At 71.4% G+C, this 24,806-nt stretch carries 24 protein-coding genes; 9 read left to right on the forward strand and 15 right to left on the reverse strand.

Going from position 1 to position 24,806, the window contains the following annotated elements; translation table 11 throughout:
• Positions 1-48 precede the first annotated feature (48 nt).
• From ACOJVU_RS02275 to ACOJVU_RS02305, 7 genes are read right to left on the reverse strand one after another with little or no spacing between them, the layout of a single operon-like run.
• Positions 49-1,566, reverse strand: a complete 1,518-nt coding sequence (locus tag ACOJVU_RS02275) for a hydroxysqualene dehydroxylase (protein WP_421528288.1) — start codon at positions 1,564-1,566, stop codon at positions 49-51.
• Positions 1,563-2,312, reverse strand: coding sequence for a class I SAM-dependent methyltransferase (locus tag ACOJVU_RS02280; RefSeq protein ID WP_421528289.1), 750 nt, complete (start codon positions 2,310-2,312; stop codon positions 1,563-1,565). Before ACOJVU_RS02280 ends, ACOJVU_RS02275 begins: the two co-directional genes overlap by 4 nt.
• Positions 2,299-2,610: a lycopene cyclase domain-containing protein gene (locus tag ACOJVU_RS02285; RefSeq protein WP_421528290.1), complete on the reverse strand. Its 312-nt coding sequence runs from the start codon at positions 2,608-2,610 to the stop codon at positions 2,299-2,301. Before ACOJVU_RS02285 ends, ACOJVU_RS02280 begins: the two co-directional genes overlap by 14 nt.
• Positions 2,607-2,930, reverse strand: coding sequence for a lycopene cyclase domain-containing protein (locus ACOJVU_RS02290; RefSeq protein ID WP_421528291.1), 324 nt, complete (start codon positions 2,928-2,930; stop codon positions 2,607-2,609). Before ACOJVU_RS02290 ends, ACOJVU_RS02285 begins: the two co-directional genes overlap by 4 nt.
• Complete coding sequence (locus tag ACOJVU_RS02295) at positions 2,927-3,880, reverse strand: phytoene/squalene synthase family protein (RefSeq protein ID WP_421528292.1); 954 nt, start codon at positions 3,878-3,880, stop codon at positions 2,927-2,929. Before ACOJVU_RS02295 ends, ACOJVU_RS02290 begins: the two co-directional genes overlap by 4 nt.
• Positions 3,877-5,400, reverse strand: a complete 1,524-nt coding sequence (gene crtI, locus ACOJVU_RS02300) for a phytoene desaturase family protein (protein ID WP_421528293.1) — start codon at positions 5,398-5,400, stop codon at positions 3,877-3,879. Before crtI ends, ACOJVU_RS02295 begins: the two co-directional genes overlap by 4 nt.
• A gap of 10 nt (positions 5,401-5,410) precedes the next feature.
• Complete coding sequence (locus ACOJVU_RS02305; protein WP_421528315.1) at positions 5,411-6,511, reverse strand: polyprenyl synthetase family protein; 1,101 nt, start codon at positions 6,509-6,511, stop codon at positions 5,411-5,413.
• Positions 6,512-7,336: 825 nt separating this feature from the next.
• On the opposite strand from ACOJVU_RS02305, the gene ACOJVU_RS02310 reads away from it, so the two are divergent.
• Positions 7,337-7,888, forward strand: coding sequence for a GH12 family glycosyl hydrolase domain-containing protein (locus ACOJVU_RS02310; RefSeq protein WP_421528294.1), 552 nt, complete (start codon positions 7,337-7,339; stop codon positions 7,886-7,888).
• Between the two features lie 42 nt (positions 7,889-7,930).
• On the opposite strand, the gene ACOJVU_RS02315 is transcribed toward ACOJVU_RS02310, so the two are convergent.
• The 4 genes from ACOJVU_RS02315 to ACOJVU_RS02330 all read right to left on the reverse strand — a co-directional run bounded on the left by ACOJVU_RS02315 (position 7,931) and on the right by ACOJVU_RS02330 (position 13,080).
• Positions 7,931-9,283: a TIGR01777 family oxidoreductase gene (locus ACOJVU_RS02315; protein ID WP_421528295.1), complete on the reverse strand. Its 1,353-nt coding sequence runs from the start codon at positions 9,281-9,283 to the stop codon at positions 7,931-7,933.
• An 83-nt stretch (positions 9,284-9,366) separates the two neighbouring features.
• Positions 9,367-10,611 (reverse strand): glycosyltransferase family 4 protein, encoded by a 1,245-nt coding sequence (locus ACOJVU_RS02320; RefSeq protein WP_421528296.1) that lies wholly within the window; start codon positions 10,609-10,611, stop codon positions 9,367-9,369.
• A 34-nt stretch (positions 10,612-10,645) separates the two neighbouring features.
• Complete coding sequence (locus ACOJVU_RS02325; RefSeq protein ID WP_421528297.1) at positions 10,646-12,250, reverse strand: 1,4-alpha-glucan branching protein domain-containing protein; 1,605 nt, start codon at positions 12,248-12,250, stop codon at positions 10,646-10,648.
• On the reverse strand, positions 12,247-13,080 hold the full coding sequence (locus tag ACOJVU_RS02330) for a class I SAM-dependent methyltransferase (protein ID WP_421528298.1): 834 nt from the start codon (positions 13,078-13,080) through the stop codon (positions 12,247-12,249). The genes ACOJVU_RS02325 and ACOJVU_RS02330 overlap by 4 nt, the downstream gene beginning before the upstream one ends.
• A gap of 235 nt (positions 13,081-13,315) precedes the next feature.
• Here ACOJVU_RS02330 and ACOJVU_RS02335 point away from each other — a divergent pair, with 235 nt between their 5' ends.
• The 6 genes from ACOJVU_RS02335 to mnmA all read left to right on the forward strand — a co-directional run bounded on the left by ACOJVU_RS02335 (position 13,316) and on the right by mnmA (position 19,375).
• Positions 13,316-14,107: an electron transfer flavoprotein subunit beta/FixA family protein gene (locus tag ACOJVU_RS02335; protein ID WP_421528299.1), complete on the forward strand. Its 792-nt coding sequence runs from the start codon at positions 13,316-13,318 to the stop codon at positions 14,105-14,107.
• A 70-nt stretch (positions 14,108-14,177) separates the two neighbouring features.
• Positions 14,178-15,134: an electron transfer flavoprotein subunit alpha/FixB family protein gene (locus ACOJVU_RS02340; protein ID WP_421528300.1), complete on the forward strand. Its 957-nt coding sequence runs from the start codon at positions 14,178-14,180 to the stop codon at positions 15,132-15,134.
• Between the two features lie 208 nt (positions 15,135-15,342).
• Positions 15,343-16,206 (forward strand): GNAT family N-acetyltransferase, encoded by an 864-nt coding sequence (locus ACOJVU_RS02345; RefSeq protein ID WP_421528301.1) that lies wholly within the window; start codon positions 15,343-15,345, stop codon positions 16,204-16,206.
• Positions 16,206-17,060 carry a lysophospholipid acyltransferase family protein gene (locus ACOJVU_RS02350; RefSeq protein WP_421528316.1) on the forward strand — a complete coding sequence of 285 codons (855 nt, stop codon included), beginning with the start codon at positions 16,206-16,208 and terminating at the stop codon, positions 17,058-17,060. The genes ACOJVU_RS02345 and ACOJVU_RS02350 overlap by 1 nt, the downstream gene beginning before the upstream one ends.
• A gap of 59 nt (positions 17,061-17,119) precedes the next feature.
• The gene (locus tag ACOJVU_RS02355; RefSeq protein WP_421528302.1) at positions 17,120-18,298 is read left to right on the forward strand and encodes a cysteine desulfurase family protein; all 1,179 of its coding nucleotides are present in this window, start codon (positions 17,120-17,122) and stop codon (positions 18,296-18,298) included.
• Positions 18,299-19,375, forward strand: coding sequence for a tRNA 2-thiouridine(34) synthase MnmA (gene mnmA, locus ACOJVU_RS02360; protein WP_421528303.1), 1,077 nt, complete (start codon positions 18,299-18,301; stop codon positions 19,373-19,375). It begins immediately after the preceding gene.
• On the opposite strand, the gene ACOJVU_RS02365 is transcribed toward mnmA, so the two are convergent.
• Positions 19,372-20,007 (reverse strand): sensor domain-containing protein, encoded by a 636-nt coding sequence (locus ACOJVU_RS02365; RefSeq protein ID WP_421528304.1) that lies wholly within the window; start codon positions 20,005-20,007, stop codon positions 19,372-19,374. The genes mnmA and ACOJVU_RS02365 overlap by 4 nt on opposite strands.
• Positions 20,008-20,107: 100 nt before the next feature.
• Between ACOJVU_RS02365 and ACOJVU_RS02370 the strand changes: the two genes are divergently transcribed.
• Positions 20,108-21,130, forward strand: a complete 1,023-nt coding sequence (locus ACOJVU_RS02370; protein ID WP_421528305.1) for a methionine synthase — start codon at positions 20,108-20,110, stop codon at positions 21,128-21,130.
• A 13-nt stretch (positions 21,131-21,143) separates the two neighbouring features.
• On the opposite strand, the gene ACOJVU_RS02375 is transcribed toward ACOJVU_RS02370, so the two are convergent.
• Together ACOJVU_RS02375 and ACOJVU_RS02380 are read right to left on the reverse strand one after the other, a co-directional pair.
• Positions 21,144-21,572 carry a type II toxin-antitoxin system VapC family toxin gene (locus tag ACOJVU_RS02375; RefSeq protein ID WP_421528306.1) on the reverse strand — a complete coding sequence of 143 codons (429 nt, stop codon included), beginning with the start codon at positions 21,570-21,572 and terminating at the stop codon, positions 21,144-21,146.
• Positions 21,559-21,807 carry a type II toxin-antitoxin system VapB family antitoxin gene (locus ACOJVU_RS02380; RefSeq protein ID WP_421528307.1) on the reverse strand — a complete coding sequence of 83 codons (249 nt, stop codon included), beginning with the start codon at positions 21,805-21,807 and terminating at the stop codon, positions 21,559-21,561. Before ACOJVU_RS02380 ends, ACOJVU_RS02375 begins: the two co-directional genes overlap by 14 nt.
• Positions 21,808-21,917: 110 nt before the next feature.
• On the opposite strand from ACOJVU_RS02380, the gene ligA reads away from it, so the two are divergent.
• Positions 21,918-24,017 (forward strand): NAD-dependent DNA ligase LigA, encoded by a 2,100-nt coding sequence (ligA, locus tag ACOJVU_RS02385; RefSeq protein WP_421528308.1) that lies wholly within the window; start codon positions 21,918-21,920, stop codon positions 24,015-24,017.
• Positions 24,018-24,031: 14 nt separating this feature from the next.
• Here ligA and ACOJVU_RS02390 read toward each other — a convergent pair whose 3' ends face one another.
• Positions 24,032-24,688, reverse strand: coding sequence for an amino acid-binding protein (locus ACOJVU_RS02390; RefSeq protein WP_421528309.1), 657 nt, complete (start codon positions 24,686-24,688; stop codon positions 24,032-24,034).
• Positions 24,689-24,806 lie beyond the last annotated feature (118 nt).

Genomic DNA, 24,806 nt, shown 5'->3' on the forward strand with positions numbered 1-24,806 from the left:
GCAGGGGCCAGTCTTTGGGCCAGCGCCAGCGCGGGCGGTCGGCGGTGCTCACGGTCGGCGCCCTGCGCGGGCGGCCAGTGACCGCAACACCGCCGATCGCCCGCGGATGGGAACCGTGCACAACTGGTGACCGGCGAGCCCCCACCGCCCGAGCAGATGGTTGGCGGCTTGCCAGCCGGTGGTGGCCGCCCGTTCCATCAGCGCCACCGGCAGGTCGGTCCGGATACCGTCGCCGGCCAGCACCAGCCCCGGCTGCGGCGTCACCACCGCCGGCCGGCACTGGTAGGTGCCCGGCGCGAACAGCGGGCAGTCGCCGCGCCGGAGCACGCGCTCGTGGCGCACCCGCGCCGCCGCGGTCTCGGGGTAGAGGGCGTGCAGCTGCTGCACGGCGCCGGCTGTGGACTCCGAGTGTGTCGCATAGGCGTGCAGTTCGACGACCGAGCCGCGGTTGCGGCGGGCCCAGTCGGCGGCCTCGTGTTCGTAGCGCTCCAGCACGCTGATGTTGTCGAGGGGCTTGTGACCGGCGGTGCCCAGAAAGGCGGGCCGATCGGCGCAAACGGGCCGGTCCAGCCAGAGCCGGTGTACCACGAAGGGCGGCGCGGTGCGCAGCCCGCTGACGCGGGAGCGCCACAGCTCGTCGCCGAGACCCGGTGAGGCGTCCACGACGTGTCGCAGGCCGTCCACGTCCAGCGCCAGCACCACAGCATCGGCGTCCAGCTGATCGCCGGCGTCGGTGTACACGCGAAACCCTTCGCCCGCAACGGGTTCCACCTGTGAGACCGGCGTGCCCAGATGCACCCGAACGCCATGCTCGCCGAGGTGGGCGCGCAGGGGGTTCCACAGGCCGGCGTCGAAGTTCTCGGCGGCCACGTCGAAGATCAGGCCCTCGCTGGAGCCGAGGAAGTAGATGTGGAACATCGTGGCCAGCTCGGCGGCCGACAGCTGTGCCGGTTCGGCGAAGAAGCTGCGCGAGAACACCTCGAACGCGAGGTGACGTGCCGACTCGGGGAAATTGATGTCTTTGAGGAAGGTGTCGGCGTCGACGTGGTCGAGCCGCTGGTAGATCTCGGGCACCGACACGGCCGCCAGCGGCGCGGCGGCGCGGACGTCGATGCGGGCCAGGTCGGCGAGCCGGAATGTCGGGCTGCGCAACGCGAACGCCAGTGCGTTCCATGGCGGGGTCTGCGGCAGCCCACGGAAGGTGTCGCGCCGACCGGCACCGTCGATGAGGGGATAGTCCGCGACGGGGGTGAGCATGCGCAGCGTCGGGTCGACGCGGCGCAGCAGGGCCCGCAGGTTGTAGTACTGACGGAAGAAGGCGTGGAATCCGCGGTTCATCGGCAGCGGGGTGTCGCCGTCGTGTTCGGTCCAGCCGCCGACCCGGCCGCCGAGGTAGTGCCGGCCCTCCACGAGGTCCACCGCGACGCCCCGTTCGGCCAGCCCGGTGGCGGCCGTCAGCCCGGCGATGCCCGCGCCCACGACGACGGCGCGCGGCCGCGACGGCAGACCGCTCGCGTCCGGAAGCCCGGGCCGGGCGGGGTGGAGGTGGCGGCGGCGGTCGGTCATTGCTTCGCGTCCTTCGTTGGCGCGTGTCCCAGGAAAGTGTGCACGATGTCGGTCTCCCAGCCCGGCATGGTCTCGCTGTGCACGTCGGTGAGGCCGGCGTCGAGCATCCGGGCCCGGAAGCGTGCCGCACCGTCGAACGCCAGCACGCTGCGCCACAGATGCCGGTACAGCGTGGTGTCGCGGGTCCGCCACCAGCCGGAGGGGATGATGATGCCCCAGCACACCGCGTGCCAGATCCTCGTCGCGGCCCGTGAGTCGCGCACCGAGTATTCGTGCACGGCCAGGGTTCCGCCCGGGCGCAGCAGGGCCCGAAAATCCCGCAGTTGACCGTCCGGGTCGGCGAGATTGCGCAGCAGGTAGGCAGCCAGGATGCCGTCGAACGGGCCCCGGACGTCGCTGCCGCCGTGCTCGGCCAGGTCTTCGATGCGTGAGTGCACGAACCGCACCGTCGGCGGCCACGGTTTGGCCCGCGCCGCCTCCAGCATGCCGCCCGCGGCGTCGACGGCGACGATCTCGGCCTCAGGGGCCACCGCCAGCAGCGCGGCCGTCGAGGCACCGGTGCCGCAGCCTGCGTCGAGCAGCCGTAAACCCTTGCCGCGGAAAGGTATTCGCATGCGGTCCGCCGATCGCCGCAGGTTTGCGTGGTAGCCCGGGTTGGCACCGACCAACCGGTCGTAGGCGGGCGCGCCGACGTCGAAGGCGCCGGGCACCTCGCTGCGCGGCAGGCCCGCCCTAGCGACGCGCACGTCGGCCCTCCCACAGCAGCAGCACCGCGGTGACCAGCGCGAAGCCGAACAGGAAATCCTCGACCGGGATGTCGAAGGGGAATCGCAGGCCGCTGGTCTGGTGCTGGTCGTAGATCACAATGGGTGCGCGCAGCTTGGTCAGCCAACCGTCGACCGGTATCTGGAACCCGAGCACGATCAGCATCGACCACCAGTAGGCCGGCCGCCGGAACAGCCCGGTGTGCAGCAGCCCGAACTCCAGCGCCACGACGAGGACCACCGCCACCACGGCCGGCAAGGTGTAGCCCAGCCCGGTCATCGGCGCCTGCCGCGGTCGAGGATGGTGGTGACCGCGTTGTAGGTCAGCAACGCGCACAGTGGGATCACCACGAAGAACAGCGCCTCCTCCAGGGGCACCCGCAACGGGAGGTACACGCCGCTGAGGTAGCGGCCGTTGTACGTCCACACGCCGGCGGCGATCGCGATCGCGTCCCAGACGAGGAACACCGCGGCGACCGGGGCCACCGCCCGAACGACCCGGCGGGGCCGGCGGTAGACGCCGGCGCCGAAGAACTCCAGCGGCGCGGTGATGGCCAGGCACAGGCCCAGCAGGATCAGGTATTGCCAGCGCTCGCTCATGCAGCGCCGCGCCTGCGGTACTCGGGGCGGGCCAGCCGGGCGCGCCATGACCGCAACAGCCCCCCACCGGCGACCTGAAGCCGTCGCGTGGTGCCGACGGTGGCGCGCCGGCTGAACACCGAGAAGTCACTGCTTTCAATGCAATCGAGTATCTCAGAATACAGCGTCAGCGCGGTCGTGACACAGGGTCGCGAACGCGGTTGCAGCACTGCGATGCCGTCGGCGGCGAACCGGTAGATGTCGCGGGTGACGTCGTGCTGCGCCGCCAGGGCCGCCCGCACCCGCGGGTCGGTGTGGTGGTGGTCGTGACACCACATCAGCAGTTCCCGGTCGACGCCGTGGGCGGCGAGTTCGTCGGCGGGCAGGTAGACGCGCCCACGCCGCAGATCCTCGTCGACGTCGCGCAGGAAGTTGGTGAGCTGGAAGGCGCGGCCCAGTGCCGCGGCGTACGGGGCTGCCTCATCGGTGGGAACCACCGTGCCGAGCACCGGAAGCATCTGCAGCCCGATGACCTCCGCCGAGCCGCGCATGTAGCGGTTCAGAGCGGTCCGGTCGGGGTAGTCGGTGACGGTCAGGTCCATGCGCATCGAGGCGAGAAAGTCCTCGAACAGGTCCGCCGGGATTCCGTAGCGGCGCACGGTGTCGTCGGCCGCGGCCAGCACCGGTTCGTCGCGATGGTCGCCGCCGGCGAAGAACCGGTCGGCGAGGTGCTGCAGGCGCTCGGCACGCGCGGTGACGTCGAGGGCCGGATCGAGGTCGTCGAGGATGTCGTCGGCGTGGCGGGCGAAGCCGTAGAGCGCGTGCACCGCCGGGCGCTGGTCCGGGGCGAGTAGCCGGGTGGCCAGAAAATAGGTGCGGCCGTGTTCGGCGGCGATCTGGCGGCATCGGCGGTACGCCGCACGCAGCCCGGGTTCTGTGATTCCGGCGGCGTCGAGCTCGGTGCGGATCATGGTTGACGCGCTTTCAGGTCGAAAGTTGTCGCCGACCGCCCCCAGGTGCCGGTGATACGGTCGGCGGCCAGCCGGCCCGAGATCAGCGTAGTGGGCACCCCCACGCCGGGCACGGTCGACGACCCGGCCAGCACCGCGTTCTCGATGCCGCGCACGGTGTTGGCCGGCCGGAACGGCCCCGTCTGTGCGAACGTGTGAGCCAGGGCGAAGGGGGTGCCGGCCACCATGCCCTGGCGCGCCCAGTCGGCGGGGGTGTCGACGTGCAGCAGTTCGGCGTCCTCGCGCAGGCCGGGCAGCAGCCTGTCCTGCACGATGTCCAGCAGGCCGTCAGCGTAGTTGTCGCCGGTCGCCGACCAGTCGACACTGCCGCGCGACAGGTTCGGTGCCGGCGCCAGCACATAGAGCAGGTCGCGGCCGTCGGGGGCCAGGCTCGGATCGCCGGCCGTCGGGCGGGTGACCAACAATGAAGGGTCCGTCATGAGCCGGCCGTCGTTGATGATGTCGGTGAAGGTCTGATCCCAGGCGCTGCCGAACAAGATGGTGTGGTGTGCCGGTGCGGGTGCGGGTGCGGCGCGGCAGCCGACGTGCAGCACCACCGCCGACGGTGCCGCGCGCAGTCCGAGCAGCCTTCGCGGCTGCCTGCCCAACAACTGGTAGGTCTGCGGTAACTCGGTGGTCAGCACCGCGGCGTCGCAGGCGATGCGTTCGCCTCGTGTGGTGTGGACCGCGGTGATCCGGTCGCCGCTGCGGTCCAGCGCGGTGACGGCCGCACCGTAACGGAACCGCACCCCAGCATCGGCGGCCGCCGCGGCCAGCGCGTCGGGCAGAGCCCGCACCCCGCCGCGGGGGAAGAACACCCCCGCGACCGTGTCCATGTAGGCGATCACCGCATAGACCGCCAGCGCCTGTTTCGGCGCGACACCGGCGTAGAGCGACTGGAAGGTGAACACCCGGCGCAGCCGCGGATCGCTGATGTGGCGCTTGACCATGGTGTCCCACCGGCGGAACCCGCCGATTGCCGCGAGTTGGGCCAGGCGGACGTTGAGCAGCGACAGCGGGGAGTCGAAGTTCGAGGAGATGAAGCCGTCGAACTCCGTGCGGTACAGCCGGTCCAGCCAGTCCCGCAAGCGCCGGTAGCCCGCCGCCTGCTGCGGTCCGGCGAACTCCCGCACCGCTGCGGTCATGCGATCGGCGTCGGTGTGCACGTCGATGGCGGCGCCGTCGGCGAACATCGCCCGGTAGGCCGGGTCCACCGGCTGCAGATCGAGCCGCTGCGAACGGTCTTCACCGACCGCGGCGAACACGTCGTCGATGATGTCGGGCATGGTGAGCACCGTCGGCCCGGTGTCGATCCGGTAGCCGGCGATGTCGCGCCGCCCGGCCCGCCCGCCCGGCCAGGGATGCTTTTCCACGACCGTGACCTCGCGACCCCGCCCGGCCAGGTGCAGTGCCGCGGAAAGCCCGGCGAATCCGGCACCGACGACGACCACGTGGTCGGTGCGCCCCCGCATCATGCGCATGGTGAGCCTCTCATGCCGCCCGCTGCGTGCACACGCCGGCCATGCCGACCAGCGCGTCTCCGATTGTGCCACCGATCCCGCTGTGGTCCAGGGCTTTCCGTGCCGCAGCGACACGCTCGGCGATCAGCTGCTCGATCCATTGCACCGCTCCGGTGGACAGGATCAGGTTGCGCCAGCGCTCGACGGCGGACGCGTCGAGCCGGTTCTCGCCCATCAGCTCCCGGAACTGCCGGCGCGTGGCAGCGTCGGCCAGCTGGTGGGCGGCGACCACGACGCTGGTCGCCTTGCGTTCGAGCAGGTCCCCACCGCTGGGTTTGCCCGTCACGGTAGGGGCGCCGAACACGCCCAGGATGTCGTCGCGCAGCTGGAACGCCTCGCCGACGGCACAACCGTAGTCGCCGAGTCCCTCCAGCACGCGCTCATCGCAGCCGGCCATCGCGGCGCCGATCTCCAGCGGGCGGCGCACCGTGTAGTTGCCCGACTTCAGCCGGGCGACGGTCAACACGGACTCCATCGTGGGCAGGTCGCGCAGGTCGTTTGCCAGATCGGCGAACTGGCCGACGGCCAGCTCGCTGCGCATGGCGTCGTAGCGCGGCCACGCCCGCTGCAACTGGTCGGCCGCGAGTCCGCAGTCCCGCAACATCTGTTCGGCCCAGATCAGACACAGGTCGCCGAGCAGGACCGCGGCCGACTCCCCGAAGCGGCGCGAAGAGCCGGACAGACTGCGTCCGCGATGCCAGTCGGCGAACTGGACGTGTGCCGCGGGCCGGCCCCGCCGGGACGCCGAATCGTCCATCACGTCGTCCTGGAGCAGGGCGAACGCATGCAACAACTCCAGGCTGCCGGTTGCCGACAAGGCCGCGGCGTCCTCCGGTGCGCCGCACAGCCAGCCCAGGTACATGAACGTCGAGCGCAGGCATTTGCCGCCGTCGAGGAACTGCAGCAGGACCGCGCCGGCGACGTCGAGGCCCGATGGGGGCAGCTCCTCGGCGCACCGCTCAGTGACGAAGTCGGTGACCGCGGCGAGCACCGCTTGCCGCAGTCCGGTCCGCCAAGCGTCCAACTGCGCGATTCCGTGTGCTGCGGACGGGCCGGCGCCCACGGCGTCCACCGACGAGCCTGTGGCGACGTCGTGCTGGGCAACCTGGGTGAGCCTGCGGTTCCGACGGCTCAGGTTCACGCGATGTCCCCCTCTGAGGAAAAAGCAACACCGTGGCCCCACGTTGGGCTGGTGGATCGGCCAGCGGGCCGGACGTCGTGTCATTCAGTTACTTAAACATTAACCTAATGAATTAGCCGATGCAGCGCCAGAGTTGTTTTCCACGGGGAGCGAGGCCGCGATCGGAGCCTGGACCCCGGCCCGAGCAACGGTCTCGTGGGCGCAACCGAGCCGTGGCGGCAAAGCCGACCGTGTCCGAGGGCCGCGGGCTGGTCATGTCTTTCGCATTGCTTTTCATCGATTTTTCATCACCGGTCCCCGGCCAGCCGTTATTGTCTGACGCCTTGTCGTGCACAGTATTTGAACCCGAACTGGTGGCGATGTCGGCGTCGCAGGCGGCCGACATCGGATCGTCGCTGCGTTGCGCCTACAGCGCCGCGGCGGCCTCGACCACCTCGGTGGCGAGCGCTGCCCACGACGAGGTGTCGGGCGCCGTCGCGGCAGTCTTTTTCGCTCACGCCCAGCAGTTCCAGACGCTGGGCTCGGCGGCAGCGCAGTTTCACGACCAGTGGATGGCGACGCTGCAGGGAACGCGAAGCGCGTACGTGAGCGCCGAGGCGACCAGCGCCTCCAGCCTGGGATCGGTGGAGAAAGCGGTCACCGAGGTGCCGTGGTTCTCGCCGGTGAAAGACCTGACGGGGCGGCCGCTGTTCGGCAACGGCGCCGACGGGGCGGCAGACGATCGCCGTCAGCTCCACCGGATTCACGATCACCGGCTTGACCGGCTCGGCTCCCACCGACGGAGCGCCGCTGTCCTACCCGTCGGTCTATCTGGGCGCGGCCTACAACAACATTTCCCCCCACAGCCCCCTGCCGGATCAGTTGAGCCAGATCCAGACCGCGACCAGCAGCATCTCCTACACGTACCCGAAGAGTGGAACTTACGACGCGTCCTACGACATCTGGCTGAATCCCACCGACGTGACGAATGGCGTCAACCATCAGGAGATCATGATCTGGTTCAACCATGTCGGATCCATCCAGCCGGTCGGCTCCGATGTGGGCCAAGCCACCATCGACGGCAAGCAGTTCGCGGTGTGGGAAGGCGACAACGGCCAAAACCAGGTGGTGTCCTACGTCGCGGACACCCCAATACAGTCCTGGAACAACATGAACGTGTTGAATTTCATCGACAAGACCGAAACCTACGAGTCGTCGGTGAACAGCTCGTGGCATCTGAGCAGCATCCAGGCCGGCTTCGAGCCCTGGAGCGGCAGCGTCGGCGCGGCGGTCGACACGTTCTCGGCCAGCGTCAACGGCGCCCCCTGACCTCAACTGGCGGGCAGTCGAGGGCGGGGACGTCGAAGCGGCTCAGCCGGTGCGCCCAAGCAGGTGACGCAGGGCCTGATCGAGGCCTGCTTGGCGGAACCGGTGCCCGGAGGCGGTGAGCGTGCCGGGCAGCACGCGCTGGCTGGCGCACGCGAGTTCGCGGGCGCCCTGCGCGCCCAGCAGCAGTCGCGGGCCCAGCGCCGGGACCGGCAGCAGCGCGGGGCGATGCAGCACCCGGGCCAGTGTGCGCGTGTACTCGTCGTTGCGAACCGGTTGCGGTGCAACCGCATTCACCGGTCCGGTCAGTGCGGTGTCCCACAGCGCGCGGTGGTACACGTCGACCAGGTCGTCGATGCCGATCCAGGACAGCCACTGCCGGCCGCTGCCCAGCCGCCCGCCCAGTCCGGCGGAAAACAGCGGCCGCAGCAGTCGCAGGGTGCCGCCGCGCGGGGATTGCACGATGCCGGTGCGCACCCGCACCACCCGCAGCCCGGCCTGCGCGGCCGGCGCGGTGGCGGCCTCCCAGTCGGCGACGGCGTCGGCCAAAAACCCGTCCCCGCGGTCGCTGTCTTCGGTGAGGATCTCGTCGGCACGGTCGTAGCCGTAGTAGCCGATCGCCGATGCCGAGACGAATGCGGTGGGCGCGGGGTCGGTGCGGCCAGCGAGTTCGGCCAGGCGGCGGGTGGGGCCGATGCGGCTGTCGCGGATCGCGCGCCGATGGGCTTCGGTGAACCGCCCGGCGATCGAGGCGCCGGCCAGGTGGATCACCGTGTCGACCCCGGCGAGCAGGTCGGGGGCGGGGTCGTCGGGGTTCCACCGTCGCTCGTCGCCGGAGCGCGGGACGCCGCGCACCAGCCGCACGACGCGATGGCCACCGGTGCTCAGAAAGGCCGTCAACGCCGAACCGACCAGCCCCGAGGAGCCGGTGACGGCGACGGTCAGCGGCGCCAGACCGTGCTCGCTCGCCACGCGGTGGGCCGCGAGGTCGTCGGCCAGCTGCCGGTACCGGTAGGCGAACATCTCGCGCAGGGCCGCGCCCGGCACCGGCGTCTCGACCCGGTCGACCACCCGGGTCCGCGCGCCGAGGTCCTCGAATTCGTGAACGTGTCGCCACCGCACGGCGACCCGCGCCGGCAGCGAGGCCAGCCCGTCGCCGCCGACGGTGTCGACGAAACGCCGCGGCGGGTCGTAGCCGTCGGGTTGGTGCACGGCGATCCAGCGCAGCCCGCCGGGCAGCGCCAGCTCGGCGCGCCCGTCTTTGAGCGACGTGGATTCGGCGACGAGCCGCATCGGCTGCCACGGCGGCGAGAGGCGTTCGAACGCGCCCGGCCTGGCGTACCAGGCGAAGACGTCATCGCGCGGCGCATCGACCACGCTCGAAAATTCCAGGGCCATCCCTCGACGGTAGCCAACGATCGGGCTTCGGCGACCGGGCTTCGGCGATCGGGCTTCGGCGATCGGGCTTCAGCGATCGGGCTTCAGCGATCGGGAAGGGCGTGTTCGACGATCGGCAGCCGGGGCCGCGGCTGGCGTTCGCCGCGTTTGGCCGCCAGATACACCTGCGCGGTCTGCTCGGCCACCGTCTGCCAGGAGAAGTCCGAGGTCAGTCGCTCGCGGGCGGCGCGGGCGCGCCGCTGCGCGGCGACCGGATCGTCGAGCACGCTGCGCACCGCCGACGCCAGACCCGCCACGTCGCGCGGCGCGCACGACACCCCGGTTGTGCCGTTGATCACGGCCTCGCCCAGCCCCCCGATGTTCGTGGTCACCAGCGGGGCGCCGGCCGCGGCGGCTTCCAGGGCGACGATCCCGAACGGTTCGTAGTGACTGGGCAGCACCGCGGCGTCGGCCCGGTGCAGCGCTGCCAGCAACTCGGGGTGGCCGAGGTGCCCGACGAACCGGGTCGACCTGAGCACCCGATGCTTTCGGGCCTGCTCGACGAGCCGGTTCTGGCGGGTTCCGGTCCCGGCGACGGTCAGGCTGGTACCCGGGTGGCTGCGCCTGATCCGCGGCAGGGCGGCGATGATGTCGTGCACGCCCTTCTCGTATTCCAGGCGGCCCAGGTAGAGCAGTTCGGCCGGCCCGGTGCGCGGCCGGCGCGGCGCGAACGGCCAGCGCGTCACGTCGATGCCGTTGCGGATCACGGTGATGCCGGCCAGGCCGGGTCCGAACAGCTCGGTGATCTCCTCGCCCATCGACGCCGAACACGTGATCAGCGAATCGGATTCGCGCACCAGCCACGACTCGATCGCATGCACCTGCCGGCTGATCGATCCGGACACCCAGCCCGAATGACGCCCGGCCTCGGTGGCGTGAATCGTGGAAACCATTGGCACGTCGTAGAACTGGGCCAGTGCGATGGCCGGATGGGCGACCAGCCAGTCGTGTGCGTGCACGACGTCGGGGCGCCACGGCCGGTCGGTGTCGTGGCGTTTGATGACCATCCCGGCTCGGACCATCGCGTGGCCCATCGCCAGGGTCCAGGCCATCATGTCGGTGCCGAAGCCGAACTCGTGCGGGTCCTGCGCGGCCGCGATCACGCGGACGCCCTCGTCGATCTCGTCGGACGTCGGGTGCGTGCTGGGATCGGTGCCCGAGGGGCGCCGGCACAGGACCACGACGTCATGACCGGCTTCGGCCAGCGCGGTCGACAGATGGTGCACATGCCGGCCGAGGCCGCCGACCACCACCGGCGGGTACTCCCACGACACCATCAGGATCTTCACTCGGCCGCCGTGCCGTCCCGCCGAGCCGAAGCCCTCACCGGGGCAGCCTCCGCGCATCCAGCGCGCCGAACAGCCCGTCGGCCCGGTTCCACCCGTCGGCGAGTCGCTCGGCGGTGTCGCGCCGGCCCGATGCCAGCGCGTCCGCGATCTCCCGGGCGGCGTGCGCGTGCAGGTGAGCGCGGTAGCGCGCATAGTCGGCCGCCGAGTCCTTGCTCACCATGAACGGCCAATCGCTGGAGACGGTGAGCAGGGTCTCGCGCAGGATCTGGTCGGCCACGCGGTCACGGGCGATCGGGCCGTCCAGCGGCACGGCCTGCGACAACGCCTTGTCGACGGTGGTCAGCGCGGTGTCGACCACCTCGGTGTTGAGCCTGACCAGGTCGGCCACCTGCTCCCCGGCCCACACCTGCCAGTCCTTGCCCGAACCCCAGGAGCCGGCGGGCAGGTCGACCGGGTCGCCGACGAATCCGCCGGTGAGTGCGTCGTGCAGGGTGCCCACCCGCACACCGGACGCGGGCAGGGCTCGCAACACCCGCGCCAGCCACGTCGGGCCCTCGTACCACCAGTGGCCGAACAGTTCGGTGTCGAAAGCCGCCACGACGTGCGCCGGGCGCCCGATGCGCTCGGACTCCGTGGCCAGCCGGTTGCGGACCACCTCGACGAAGTCGGCGACGTGGACGTCGACCGCCCGGTCGGCGCGCTCGGGGTCGTAGGGCGCCTTGGCTGCCGAGTCCACGTTGCGGCCGGTCACCCGGGCCGGTTTGAGCCCGGTGAGGTGGTGGTAGGTGTGGAAGTCGCGGTAGGCGGCATGGCCCGGGTAGCCGGACTTCGGCGACCACACCCGGTAGCTGACCTGAAGGTCGCGACCGAAGGCCACCACGCCGGACCCGCCGACGGGCCGGCCCAGCGCGGTGTCGCCGTGCAGCGACGGGCCGTCGACCATGAAGTGGGTGACACCCGCGGCGGCGTAGTCGGATTCCAGGCCCGGGGCGTAGGCGCACTCGGGCGCCCAGATGCCGGTCGGACCGTGTGCGTTTCGCGCCCCCAGCCGCTGCCGTGCGTCGGCCAGGCCCTCGCGCAGTGCGAACTCGCGCAGCCGCGGGGTGAGCAACGGCTGGAAGGGGTGGGCCAGCGGGCCGCCGAGCAACTCCACCGTGCCCGCGTCGATCAGGCCGCGCAACAGCGGGCTGCCGCCGTGGCGCCACAGCGTGGCGAACTCGTCCAGCGCCCGGTCCGCCTCGGCACACTCACGAATCCCTAACGTGCGCAACGCTTCCGGCGAGCATGCCTGGTATTCGGCCGACTTCGACCGCGGCCCGAAGCGCACGCTGGCGGCCGCTGCGGCTGCTTCCGACGCCCGCAGCCGCCAGTTGGCCAGCCAATGATGCATGCCGTCGAGGCAGTACGGGTCGTCCAGCTGGGCGTTGACCACCGGGGTGACGCCCAGGGTCAGCAACCCGCGGCGGTCCTCGTCGGCCAGCGTGCGCAGCACCCGCATCAGCGGAAGGTAGGACGCCGCCCACGACTGGTAGAGCCACTCCTCGCCCACCGGCCAGCGGCCGTGGTGGGCCAGCCACGGCAGGTGCGTGTGCAGCACCAGGGTGAACATGCCCGGCACCGGGCGTGCGACCGCACTCATGGCCGCACCGCGATCGCGACGAGGTCCAAACTGTCGTCGATGTCGCGGCCGTCCCCGGCTTCCACCAGGTCGAAGTCGTCGGTGGTGACCGCGGCGACGTCGGCCGCCAGCTGCGGCGGCCACGGTGCCCCGGGGTCGGCGGCCATTGCCCGCTCGATCTGCGCGTCGATGATGGAGCCGCCGTGGCGGGCGTCCATCTCGCGCAGCCGTGGGCCGTGGAACACGCCGCTGACCGCCGGTTCGGCGAAACCGCCGGCCACCAGCAGTTCGGCCAGCTCGGCGGCGTTGAGCTCACGGGTGTGGAACGGATTGACCGGGGTGTCGCGGCCCGGGGAGAAAGTGATCCGGTTGGGCGTGGACATCATCAGCCGCCCCGAGGGGCGCAGCACCCGGGCGCACTCGGCCACGAACTGGCCCTGGTCCCAGAGGTGTTCGATGACCTGGAAGTTGACCACCACATCGATCGACGCGTCGGGCAGCGGCAGCCGGGCCAGGTTGGCCTGCATGACCTCCACGCGGGGGTAACGGCTGCGGACGTGGGCCACCGCGGCCTCGTCGTAGTCGACCGCGACGACCCGGCGGGCGACGCCGGCGATCAGGTCGGCGCCGTACCCCTCGCCGCACCCGGCCTCGAGCACCTCGCGGCCCGCGCACAGCGGCGCGAACCGCCGGTAGACCACCTGGTGGCGGCGAAACCAGTAGTTCTCGATCTCCAGGTCGGGGATGGTGCGTTCGCCCGTCAGCGTCAACGCCGCCGCAACCCCCGCATCGCTGCCCGGCGCGGCGGCGCCGGACAGATGCGGGGAAACGTCGGGGACGGAGGTGTTCATTGCATAGGCAGGCTAACGCGAAGTGTCTGATTCGCGAACCGCCAAGCGGGCGCCCGGGCTTTCGGAGACTTTCAGAGGGCGGACAGCCCTCGGGAACGCACACGACCACCCGCTATGGTGGGCAGACAGAGCGCACAAAGCTACCGGGTGGTAACAATGCCGTGCGTTGCGAATCGCGTACCGAGGTCGCGTAGCCGAGTGCTGCGGGCCCCTTCGAGGAGGACGAACCACACTCATGACGAACATCGTGGTCCTGATCAAGCAGGTTCCAGACACCTGGTCGGAGCGCAAGCTGACCGACGGCGACTACACGCTGGACCGCGAGGCCGCCGACGCGGTGCTGGACGAGATCAACGAGAAGGCTGTGGAGGAGGCGCTGCAGATCCGCGAGCGCGAAGGCGGGGACGGTTCGGTGACCGTCCTGACCGCCGGCCCCGAGCGCGCCTCCGATGCAATCCGCAAGGCCCTGTCGATGGGCGCCGACAAGGCCGTGCACCTCAAGGACGACGGCATGCACGGATCCTGCGTCGTGCAGACCGCGTGGGCGCTGGCCCGCGCGCTGGGCACCATCGAGGGCACTGAACTCGTCATCGCCGGAAACGAGTCGACCGACGGCTCCGGCGGCGCCGTGCCGGCCATCATCGCCGAGTATCTCGGGCTCCCACAGCTCACCCACCTGCGCAAGCTGTCCATCGAGGACGGCAAGATCACCGGCGAGCGGGAGACCGACGACGGGGTGTTCACCCTCGAGGCGACGTTGCCCGCCGTGGTGAGCGTGGCCGAGAAGATCAACGAGCCTCGGTTCCCGTCCTTCAAAGGCATCATGGCCGCCAAGAAGAAAGAGGTCACGGTGTTGACTCTGGCCGAGATCGGGGTCGAGGCCGACGAGGTCGGGCTGGCCGCCGCCGGGTCGACCGTGCTCTCCTCGACGCCGAGGCCGCCCAAGACCGCGGGTGAGAAGGTCACCGACGAGGGTGAGGGCGGCAACCAGATCGCCCAGTACCTGGTCGCCCAGAAGATCATCTAGCTCGAGCGCACATTGCGAACACGAGAAACCCCGACACGAGAAGCCCCGACACGAGAAGAGCGAATAACCCATGGCTGAAGTACTGGTGCTCGTCGAGCACGCCGAAGGCGCGTTGAAGAAGGTCACCGCCGAACTGATCACCGCCGCCCGGGTTCTGGGCGAGCCGGCCGCTGTCGTCATCGGCAAGCCGGGGACGGCCGATCTGCTCGTCGACGGGCTCAAGGAGGCCGGCGCCGCCAAGGTCTACGTCGCCGAGTCCGACGACGCCGACAACTACCTGATCACGCCGTACGTCGATGTGCTGGCGTCGCTGGCCGAATCGGCCACCCCGGCCGCGGTGCTGCTGTGCGCCAACGCCGACGGCAAGGAGATCGCGGGCCGCCTCGCCGCCCGGATCGGGTCGGGTCTGCTGGTCGATGTGGTCGAGGTCAAGCAGGGCAACAAGGCCGTCCACTCCATCTTCGGCGGCGCGTTCACCGTCGAGGCGCAAGCCAACGGCGACACCCCGGTGATCACGGTGCGCGCCGGCGCGATCGAGGCGCAGCCTCAGGCCGGGGCGGGCGAGCAGGTCAGTGTGGAGGTGCCCGCTGCCGCCGACAACGTCACCAAGATCACCACCCGCGAGCCCGCGGTCGCCGGTGACCGCCCGGAGCTGACCGAGGCCACCATCGTGGTCTCCGGGGGTCGCGGTGTCGGCAGCGCCGAGAACTTCAGCGTGGTCGAAGACCTCGCCGACGCGCTGGGCGCGGCCGTCGGGGCGTCTCGCGCCGCGGTGGACTCCGGCTACTACCCGGGCCAGTTCCAGGTCGGCCAGACCGGCAAGACGGTGTCCCCGCAGCTCTACATCGCGCTGGGCATCTCCGGGGCGATCCAGCACCGTGCCGGCATGCAGACGTCGAAGACCATCGTCGCCGTCAACAAGGACGAAGAGGCGCCCATCTTCGAGATCGCCGACTACGGGATCATCGGCGACCTGTTCAAGGTGGCGCCCCAGCTGACGGAGGCGGTCAAGGCCCGCAAGGACTGAATTTCCCCTTCCACCAGACGCGAAAGTCCCCGCACACCCGGCGTGTCGGGGGCTTTCGCCTCTGCCCGCACCGCCACCCCCGGTTGGCGTCAGTGTGCCCGTGCCGTGGTGCCGATCGCCCCGCCTGCGTGCATTTCGTCATCTGACGTGCACCGACACGTCAGCGCGCCGATGCCGATTCGCCGAACGGGTGCGACACGGTCATCCCATGAGCATTGCTTCGGTCCTCATACCCAGCGACACACCGGACGGCGTCGCGGCGAGCGCGCCGGCCGGCCCGCGCTACTCCCTGCTGCTGTCCACCGACTCCGGCATGATCGAGGCGGCCCAGCGGCTCCGCTACGACGTGTTCAGCAGCACCCCCGGCTTCGCCCTGCCGGCCGGCGGCGGCGAACGCCGCGACGTCGACCGGTTCGACGAGTTCTGCGACCACCTGCTGGTCCGCGACGACGACAGCGGCGAACTGGTGGGCTGCTACCGGATGCTGGCGCCGGCGGGAGCGATCGCGGCCGGCGGGCTCTACACCGAGACGGAGTTCGACCTGCGCGCCTTCGACCCGCTGCGGGCGTCACTGGTGGAGATGGGCCGCGCAGTGGTGCGCGACGGCCACCGCAACGGCGCCGTGGTGCTGTTGATGTGGGCCGGCATCCTCGCCTACCTGGATCGCTACGACTACGACCACGTCACCGGATGTGTGTCGGTGCCGATCGGCGGCGAGTCCGGCGATGAGGCGCCGGGCAGCCTTCTGCGCGACGTCCGCGATGTCATCCTGAGCCGTCATGCCGCACCATCGCGGTACCGGGTGCACCCGCACCGGCCGGTGATCGTCGACGGCCGTGCCCTCGACGACATCCCCGCACCGGCCCGGTCGTCGGTTCCCGCCCTGCTGCGTGGCTACCTGCGGCTGGGCGCCCAGGTCTGCGGTGAACCCGCCCACGATCCGGCCTTCGGCGTCGGCGACTTCTGCGTCCTGCTGGACAAGCGGCGCGCCGACACCCGGTACCTGCGAAGACTGCGGTCGGTCTCGGCGGCCTCCCAGCTGACCTCCGACCCGGCCGGTGACCGGCGGTGATTCCCGCCGCGGCCCACGCCTGGCTGCCCCACAACAAGTGCGACGCCAGCTGTGTCTGCCAGGACAACACCGATGACGAGTCCCGCGTGCGGGTGGCGCTGCGGGTGGCGCTGCGCTGCGCGCTGGCGTTCCTGTTGGCGCCGGGGCTGCCGTTGCTGGCGGTGCCCCTGCCGGGCCGCACGCGCATCCAGCGCCTCTACTGCCGATCGGTGCTGCGCTGCTTCGGGGTGCGGATCGCGGTGTCGGGCAACCCGATCCGCAATCTGCGCGGCGTGCTGGTGGTCAGCTCCCACACGTCGTGGCTGGACGTCTTTGCCATCGGGTCGGTGTTGCCCGGGTCTTTCGTGGCCCGCGCCGACATGTTCACCGGGCGCGGGACGGGAGTGGTGGCCCGAATCCTGAAGGTCATCCCGATCGACCGGTCCAGCCTGAGGCGCCTGCCCGCGGTGGTCGACGCCGTCGCCGGGCGGCTGCGTGCGGGCCAGACGGTGGTGGCCTTCCCCGAGGGCACCACCTGGTGCGGACGCCCTCGGGGATCGCACCGCGGCCGCGGGTCCTTCTATCCCGCGATGTTCCAGGCCGCCATCGACGCCGGCCGCCCGGCGCAGCCGCTGCGGCTGACCTACCACCACCCCGACGGCAGCGTTTCGACCGTGCCGGCCTTCGTTGGCGACGAGACCTTGCCACGCTCGATCCGCCGGTTGCTCACCGTGCGGCGCACGCTGGCGCGGGTGCAGGTCGAAGCCCTGCAGCTGCCGCGCACCGACCGGCGCGACCTGGCCGGCCGCTGCCAGTCCGCGGTGGCCGTGGGAGTGTCCCGGCATCAGGGTGTCGGACACGTGCTGGTGGCCTGACGCCGCGGCCCGCTGCGCAGTGTGGGGCCGCTGAGCGGGCAGGTAACGTGGGGCGCGTCATGGTCTACCTGGATCACGCTGCCACCACCCCGATGCACCCCGCGGCCGTCGAGGCGATGACGGCCGTGCTCGGCGCGGTGGGCAACGCGTCCTCGCTGCACACCAGCGGGCGGGTGGCGCGGCGGCGGATCGAGGAATCCCGCGAGCTCATCGCCGACCGGCTGGGCGCGCGGCCCTCGGAGGTGATCTTCACCGCGGGCGGCACCGAGAGCGACAATCTCGCCGTCAAGGGCGTCTACTGGGCCCGGCGCGACGCCGACCCGCGCCACCGTCGCATCGTGACCACCGAGGTCGAACACCACGCCGTTCTGGACGCGGTGAACTGGCTCGTCGAACACGAGGGCGCCCGGGTGACCCGGCTCCCCACGGCCCCCGACGGGTCGGTCGCGGCGGCCGCGCTGCGCGAGGTGCTGCAGACCCACGACGACGTTGCGCTGGTGACGGCGATGTGGGCCAACAACGAGGTCGGCACCGTGTTGCCCGTCGCCGAGCTCGCCGCCGTCGCCGCGGAATTCGGTGTCCCGATGCACAGCGACGCCGTGCAGGCCGTCGGCCAGCTGCCCGTCGACTTCTCCGCCGGCGCGCTGTCGGCGATCAGCCTGACCGCGCACAAGTTCGGCGGGCCCGCCGGCGTGGGTGCGTTGCTGCTGCGCCGCGACGTGGCCTGCGTGCCGCTGGCGCACGGCGGTGGTCAGGAGCGCGACATCCGCTCCGGTACACCCGATGTCGCCGGCGCCGTCGGGATGGCGGCAGCGCTCCGGATCGCGGTGGACGGACTGCAGTCCCAGGGCGTGCGGCTGCGGGCGCTGCGGGACCGGCTGGTCGAGGGCGTGTTGGCTTCCGTCGACGACGTCACACTCAACGGCGCCCGCGACCCGCTGCGGCTACCCGGAAACGCGCACTTCACCTTTCGCGGCTGCGAAGGCGATGCGCTGCTGATGCTGTTGGACGCCAACGGGATCGAGTGTTCTACGGGGTCGGCGTGCACGGCCGGTGTCGCGCAGCCGTCGCACGTGCTGCTCGCGATGGGCGCAGACCCGGCCGGCGCCCGGGGATCGCTGCGGTTCTCCTTGGGCCACAGCAGCGTCGACGCGGACGTCGACGCGCTGTTGCGGGTGCTGCCCGGTGCGGTGGACCGCGCCCGCAGGGCCGCCCTGGCCGCCACGGGGGCCTCCTAGGTGAAGGTCCTCGCTGCGATGAGCGGCGGTGTGGACTCCTCGGTGGCCGCCGCCCGCATGGTCGACGCCGGGCACGAGGTGGTCGGCGTCCATCTGGCGCTCTCAGCGGCGCCCGGCACGCTGCGCACCGGGTCACGCGGCTGCTGCTCCAAAGAAGACGCCTCCGACGCGCGCCGGGTCGCCGACGTCCTCGGAATCCCTTTCTACGTCTGGGATTTCGCCGAAAGGTTCGACGCCGAGGTGATCGACGACTTCGTGTCGTCCTACGCGCGTGGCGAGACGCCCAATCCGTGCGTTCGTTGCAACCAGCGGATCAAGTTCTCGGCGCTGTCGGCCAAGGCGCTGGCGCTGGGCTTCGACGCCGTGGCCACCGGCCACTACGCCAGACTCTCGGGGGGGCGGCTGCGCCGCGCCGTCGACCGCGACAAGGACCAGTCCTACGTGCTGGCCGTGCTGACCGCCGGGCAGCTGCGCCACGCGGTGTTCCCGATCGGGGACACGCCCAAGCCGCAGATCCGCGCCGAGGCCGCCCGGCGTGGCCTGGCGGTCGCCGAAAAGCCGGACAGCCACGACATCTGCTTCATCCCGTCCGGGGACACCCGGACCTTCCTGGGGGAGCGCATCGGGGTGCGGCCCGGCCGCGTGGTCGACGCCGACGGCGCGGTGCTGGCGACCCACGACGGGGTGCACGGCTTCACCGTCGGGCAGCGCAAGGGTCTGGGCATCGCCGGGCCGGGGCCGGGCGGCGCCCCGCGCTACGTGACCGCGATCGACGCGCGGACCGCCACGGTCCGAGTGGGCGGGGTGAGCGACCTCGACGTCGACGAGTTGGTCGGACGGTCGCCGGTGTTCACCGCCGGAGTCGCGCCGTGCCGCGCGATCGAGTGCGCGGTCCAGGTGCGTGCGCACGGTGACGCGGTGAGCGCGGTCGCGGAACTGGTCGACGACGAGCTGGTCGTGCGGTTGCGCACCCCGCTGCGCGGGGTGGCGCGCGGCCAGACGCTGGCACTGTACCGGCCCGACGCGCGCGGCGACGAGGTGATCGGCAGCGCCACCATCACCGGCGCCCGGCGTTAATGCGCCACGTTCGCGGCGATGTTGGTCATCACGATGTCGGACACCGACTGTGGGAAGCCGCAATAGGTGACCTCCAGCAGGGCCACCGACAGGACCCGGTAGTCGCGCCCGCAGCCGCCGGGGCGCAGGTGCAGCGAGGTCGCGTCGGCCTGCCAGTCGCCGACGAGCAGCTGTCCGGCCGCGCTGTCGGCGCAGTCGCCGACGGCGCCCACCAGGGCTCCGAACGCCCGCCGGGCGGTGTCGCTGTCGGGGTAGGCGGCGGCGCCCTCGGAGATCAGCGCCCCCTGCGGCGGGTCCTGGAACGTCGTCTTGTGGAACTCCGCGATGTCGGGTCCGAACGTCGCGGTCTCGGCGAACAGGAACCGGCATTGCGGCGGCGCGTTGTCGGCCAGGGCGTCGATGTCCACCGGGCTGATGTCGTCCATCGACGGAATGATCGTCAGGTGTTCACCGGCGCCGGTGATCGCGCGCATGCGCGGCTGGTCCAGCAGCACCGTGTCGACGTCGACCCCGTGCACGGGATGCCGGGTGGCGCCGTATCCCGGCAGCGCGGTGCCGTCCACCACCCGCGTGCACGCCGCGGCGAGCATCGCCACGCCCGTGATCAGCAGGGGCCGCGCGAATCTCACCATCCGCCACACCGTCCGTTCCAGGGTTGAAACTACCCGCGCGGGTCCCGGCCGGACACCCCTGGCGGGGCGCGTCCGACGTGGCGTCGCATACGGTTGGCCGGTGAGTGCGTTCGCGACCGCCAGCGGCGTCGGCTCCTGGCCCGGAACCTCCCCGCGGCAGGCGGCCGAGGTCATCGTCGGCGAGTTGGCGGGCGCGCTCGCCCACATCGCCGAGCTGCCCGCCCGCGGCGTGGGCGCCGACCTGATCGGCCGGGCCGGCGCGCTGCTCATCGACGTGGCCGTCGACACCACCACGCGCGGCTATCGCGTCGCCGCGCGGCCCGGCGCAGTGACGCGCCGGGCCGTCAGCCTCCTCGACGAGGACTCCGACGCTCTCGAAGAGGCCTGGGAGAGATCCGGTCTGCGGGGCGGGGGACGCGCGGTCAAGGTCCAGGCGCCCGGCCCGATCACGCTGGCCGCGGGCCTCGAACTGGCCAACGGCCACCGGGCGATCACCGATCCGGGCGCGCTGCGCGACCTGGCGGCGTCGCTGGCCGAGGGCGTCGCCGCGCACCGCGCCGCGCTGTCCCGGCGACTCGAGACCCCGGTGGTGGTGCAGTTCGACGAGCCGTCGCTGCCGGCGGCGCTGGCCGGGAAGCTCAGCGGAGTGACGTCGTTGAGCGCGGTCCCCGCGCTGGACGAGGCGGTCGCGGGCGCACTGCTCGACACCTGCGCCGCGACGGCAGGGGCTGACGTGGTGCTGCACAGCTGTGCTCCGGGCCTCCCGTGGGACCTGTTGCAGCGCAGCAGTATCGGTGCAGTGTCGGTGGACGCGGACACCTTGGGCGCGACGGACCTGGACGGCATCGCGGCGTTCGTGGAATCGGGCCGCGCCGTGATGCTGGGGGTCGTTCCCGGTACTGATCGGCAGCAGCGGCCGTCGGCCGACGAGGTGGCCGCCGCGTTGGTTGCGGTGACCGATCGCCTGGGTTTCGACCGGGCGGCGCTGCGCGAGCGCATCGGGGTCACCCCCGCGTGCGGCCTGGCCGGCGCGACGCCGCAGTGGGCCCGCACCGCGATCGGGCTCGCCCGCAAGGCCGCGGAGGCGTTCGCCGGGGACCCGGACGCGATCGCCCGCGGGTAGAGGACCCTGCAGATCAGTCCAACGGCGGGCGCCACCGCAGGCCCGGGAAACGGGCGAACCCGCGGTCGGTGGTGACCCATGTCGCGCCGTTCTCGATGGCCAGGGCGGCGTGGTAGGCATCGGCCACCGCGTTGCCCTTGGCACCGACCCGGTCGCACAGCGAGTCGAAGATGTCCCAATGTCGCGGTCCCGGCCGCAGCGCGACGGCCGCGGGAGCGGTTCGAAGAGCGCGGCACGCCTCGAGCGCCTGAGCTGTGGTGCTCGGCTGTCGGAAGACGCGATGGTTGGTGATCACGCGCATGACACCCGACAACACCAGTTCGCTGATCCCGACCGGCTCCGCCCCGACGAGTCGAGCTTCCATCCAGTCGCGATAGGCGGCGTGCTGGGTGCTGTCCCGGCGGATGGCATAGACGCAGACGTTGACGTCAAGGAGCAGCATTGTCGCCCAACAGCTCGGCCAGGGCATCCTTGTCTTCCAGGTCGACGCCCGCCTGCAGGCCTCCGCTGCCGTGGGCCGGCAACCCGAACTCGGTGCGGCTGTCCTGCTCGCCGCGCCGCCGCAGCAGTGCGCGCAACGCGTCATCGACGATGGCGCCGAGCGGCCGGGACGTTTGCGCCGCCAAGACCTTGGCCTCGGCGAGCAGGTTGGCGTCGATGTTGACCGTCGTCCGCACGCGCGCATCATAACATCAGTGCCGTGCATCATGATGCACAACGCCGGTCGCGGGCCGGGGGCACGACTGGCCCCGCTGCCGAGTCGGTGTGCTCCGTTAGCCTCACCAAGGTGAGCGCAGCAGAGGCCGGCCCCGCCCCGCCCGAGGTCCGGCGGCAGTGGCGCGAACTGGCCGACGAGGTGCGCGAGCACCAGTTCCGCTACTACGTACGCGACGCCCCGGTCATCTCCGACGCCGAGTTCGACGAGCTGTTGGGGCGGCTCACGTCCCTCGAGGAGCGCTATCCCGAGCTTCGCACCCCTGACTCGCCCACCCAGCTGGTCGGCGGCGCCGGTTTCGCCACCGAGTTCACCTCCGCCGAGCACCTGGAGCGCATGCTCAGCCTGGACAACGTGTTCAGCGCCGACGAGTTCGACGCGTGGGCCGCGCGCATCCACGCCGAGGTCGGCGGCGAGCTTGCCTACCTGTGCGAACTCAAGATCGACGGGGTGGCGCTGTCCCTGCTCTACCGCGAGGGCCGGCTCGTCCGTGCCGCGACGCGGGGCGACGGGCGGGTCGGCGAGGACGTCACACTGAACGCGCGCACCATCGACGACGTCCCCGAACGGCTGACCCCGGGCGAGGGCTACCCGATACCCGAGGTCCTCGAGGTGCGCGGTGAGGTCTTCTTCCGGCTCGCCGACTTCGAGGCGCTCAACGCCAGCCTCGTCGAGGAGGGCAAGGCCCCGTTCGCCAATCCCCGCAACAGCGCCGCGGGGTCGCTGCGGCAGAAGGACCCGGCCGTCACCGCGCGCCGCAGGCTCCGGATGATCTGCCACGGGATCGGGCACACCGAGGGATTCCGGCCGGCGACCCTGCACGACGCCTACCTCGCGCTGGGCGACTGGGGGCTGCCGGTGTCCGGCCACACCACCCGCGTCGACAGCGTCGCCGGCGTGCACGAGCGGATCCGCTACTGGGGTGAGCACCGCCACGACGTGGACCACGAAATCGACGGCCTCGTCGTCAAACTCGACGATGTGGCGCTGCAGCGCCGGCTCGGCTCCACATCGCGCGCGCCGCGGTGGGCGATCGCCTACAAATACCCGCCGCAGGAGGTGCAGACCACGCTCCTCGACATCCGGGTCAACGTCGGCCGGACGGGGCGCGTGACACCATTCGCGGTCTTGGCGCCGGTCAAGGTCGCCGGGTCGACGGTGGGGATGGCGACCCTGCACAACGCCGCCGAGGTCAGGCGCAAGGGCGTGCTGATCGGGGACACCGTCGTGATCCGCAAGGCCGGCGACGTGATCCCCGAGGTGCTGGGCCCGGTCGTCGACCTGCGCGACGGCTCCGAACGCGAATTCGTCATGCCCACCCACTGTCCCGAGTGCGGTTCTGAGCTGGCCCCCGAAAAGGAAGGCGACGCCGACATCCGCTGCCCCAACGCCCGGTCCTGCCCGGCGCAGCTGCGCGAGCGCGTCTTCCACGTCGCCGGCCGCGGCGCCCTCGACATCGAGGGGCTCGGATACGAGGCGGCCGCCGCGCTGCTGAACGCCGGGGTGATCGCCGACGAGGGTGACCTGTTCACGCTCACCGAGAACGACCTGTTGCGCACCGATCTCTTCCGCACCAAGGCGGGTTCGCTGTCGGCCAACGGCAGAAGACTGCTCGATAACCTGGACAGCGCCAAAAAAGCGCCGCTGTGGCGGGTGCTGGTGGCGCTGTCGATCCGACACGTCGGACCGACCGCCGCGCGCGCCCTGGCCACCGAGTTCGGCGGCCTGGACGCGATCACGTCGGCGTCGACCGAGCAGCTGGCCGCGGTCGAGGGCGTGGGACCGACCATCGCCGCCGCGGTCGCCGAGTGGTTCACCGTGGACTGGCACCGCGCGATCGTCGACAAGTGGTGCGCGGCCGGCGTGCGCGTGGCCGACGAGCGCGACACCAGCGTGGCGCGCACCTGCGAGGGACTGACGATCGTGGTCACCGGGTCACTGACCGGATTCTCCCGGGACGGCGCCAAGGAGGCGATTGTGGCGCGCGGCGGCAAGGCCGCCGGTTCGGTGTCGAAGAAGACCGACTTCGTCGTCGCGGGCGACTCACCGGGTTCCAAATACGACAAGGCGGTCGAGCTGGGCGTCCCGATCCTCGACGAGGACGGATTCCGTCGGTTGCTCGAGCAGGGGCCGCCGGACGGGCCGGCCGACGACGGACCGCACAGCCAGTGACCGCACAGCCGGGCTCAGCCCAGCATGGTCGCCACAATCCCGGCGAGGTAGCCGAGCCGGGCGACCTCCGACGGGCGGAAGTCGGGGCCGGGGCGGCCCAGTACCACCGCGGTGTGCGGGTCGCCCAGCGGCGCGGCGACCATCGTGGTGTCCATGTCGCGCCACGCCTGCGGCACCCAGTCGCCGGTGTTGTCGAGCGGGGCGGCGTGCTCGATCGGCAGCCAGGGGGCCGAGTCGGCCTTGGTCTCGGGGGCGCCCGGGCTGCCGGCGAGGCGGTGCAGCTTTCCGTGCGCGCTGTGCAGGACCGTGCACCAGCTCACGCGCAGCACCCTGGGCGCCTCGTTCGCCAGCACCTGCAGCTTGAGGCCTTTGCCTGCCGCGGCCGCAACGCGGTCGAGAAGCTCCAGTTCGCGATGGGCTTCCAGGCGGCCGGTGTGCGGTCGGATGCTGTCCACCCGCACGCCGGAGAGCGACTCGGCGGCCGTGATGAGTGCGTCGGGCATCGCGCCGGCCGGTAGTTCGATGACCAGGTCGTCGATCGCGTGGCCCGAGGTGCGCTCGACGACATCGAGCGACAGGATGTCGGCGCCCACCGAACCGAGCGCCACGGCCAGCGACCCGAGGCTGCCCGGACGGTCGGCCAGTTCGATGCGCAACAGATACGACGGCACGGCGACCACTGTCGCACAGGGATGTGTCGGCGGCATTTCGGTGGGGGCTCCTCAGCGGCGCCTGCGGCGCCGCATCGTCGCCCGGCTGGGTCTGATGGCCCCGCTCCTCAGCGGCGCC

This window comes from Mycobacterium sp. THU-M104 (assembly GCF_049197365.1).
GTDB lineage: Bacteria > Actinomycetota > Actinomycetes > Mycobacteriales > Mycobacteriaceae > Mycobacterium.

Coding starts and splice junctions, on each gene's coding strand:
- ACOJVU_RS02275 (WP_421528288.1), bottom strand. CDS start 1,566: ATGACCGACCGCCGCCGCCACCTCCACCCCGCCCGGCCCGGGCTTCCG.
- ACOJVU_RS02285 (WP_421528290.1), bottom strand. CDS start 2,610: ATGACCGGGCTGGGCTACACCTTGCCGGCCGTGGTGGCGGTGGTCCTC.
- ACOJVU_RS02290 (WP_421528291.1), bottom strand. CDS start 2,930: ATGAGCGAGCGCTGGCAATACCTGATCCTGCTGGGCCTGTGCCTGGCC.
- ACOJVU_RS02295 (WP_421528292.1), bottom strand. CDS start 3,880: ATGATCCGCACCGAGCTCGACGCCGCCGGAATCACAGAACCCGGGCTG.
- crtI (WP_421528293.1), bottom strand. CDS start 5,400: ATGCGCATGATGCGGGGGCGCACCGACCACGTGGTCGTCGTCGGTGCC.
- ACOJVU_RS02315 (WP_421528295.1), bottom strand. CDS start 9,283: ATGGCCCTGGAATTTTCGAGCGTGGTCGATGCGCCGCGCGATGACGTC.
- ACOJVU_RS02325 (WP_421528297.1), bottom strand. CDS start 12,250: ATGAGTGCGGTCGCACGCCCGGTGCCGGGCATGTTCACCCTGGTGCTG.
- ACOJVU_RS02330 (WP_421528298.1), bottom strand. CDS start 13,080: ATGAACACCTCCGTCCCCGACGTTTCCCCGCATCTGTCCGGCGCCGCC.
- ACOJVU_RS02335 (WP_421528299.1), top strand. CDS start 13,316: ATGACGAACATCGTGGTCCTGATCAAGCAGGTTCCAGACACCTGGTCG.
- ACOJVU_RS02340 (WP_421528300.1), top strand. CDS start 14,178: ATGGCTGAAGTACTGGTGCTCGTCGAGCACGCCGAAGGCGCGTTGAAG.
- ACOJVU_RS02345 (WP_421528301.1), top strand. CDS start 15,343: ATGAGCATTGCTTCGGTCCTCATACCCAGCGACACACCGGACGGCGTC.
- ACOJVU_RS02355 (WP_421528302.1), top strand. CDS start 17,120: ATGGTCTACCTGGATCACGCTGCCACCACCCCGATGCACCCCGCGGCC.
- ACOJVU_RS02365 (WP_421528304.1), bottom strand. CDS start 20,007: ATGGTGAGATTCGCGCGGCCCCTGCTGATCACGGGCGTGGCGATGCTC.
- ACOJVU_RS02375 (WP_421528306.1), bottom strand. CDS start 21,572: ATGCTGCTCCTTGACGTCAACGTCTGCGTCTATGCCATCCGCCGGGAC.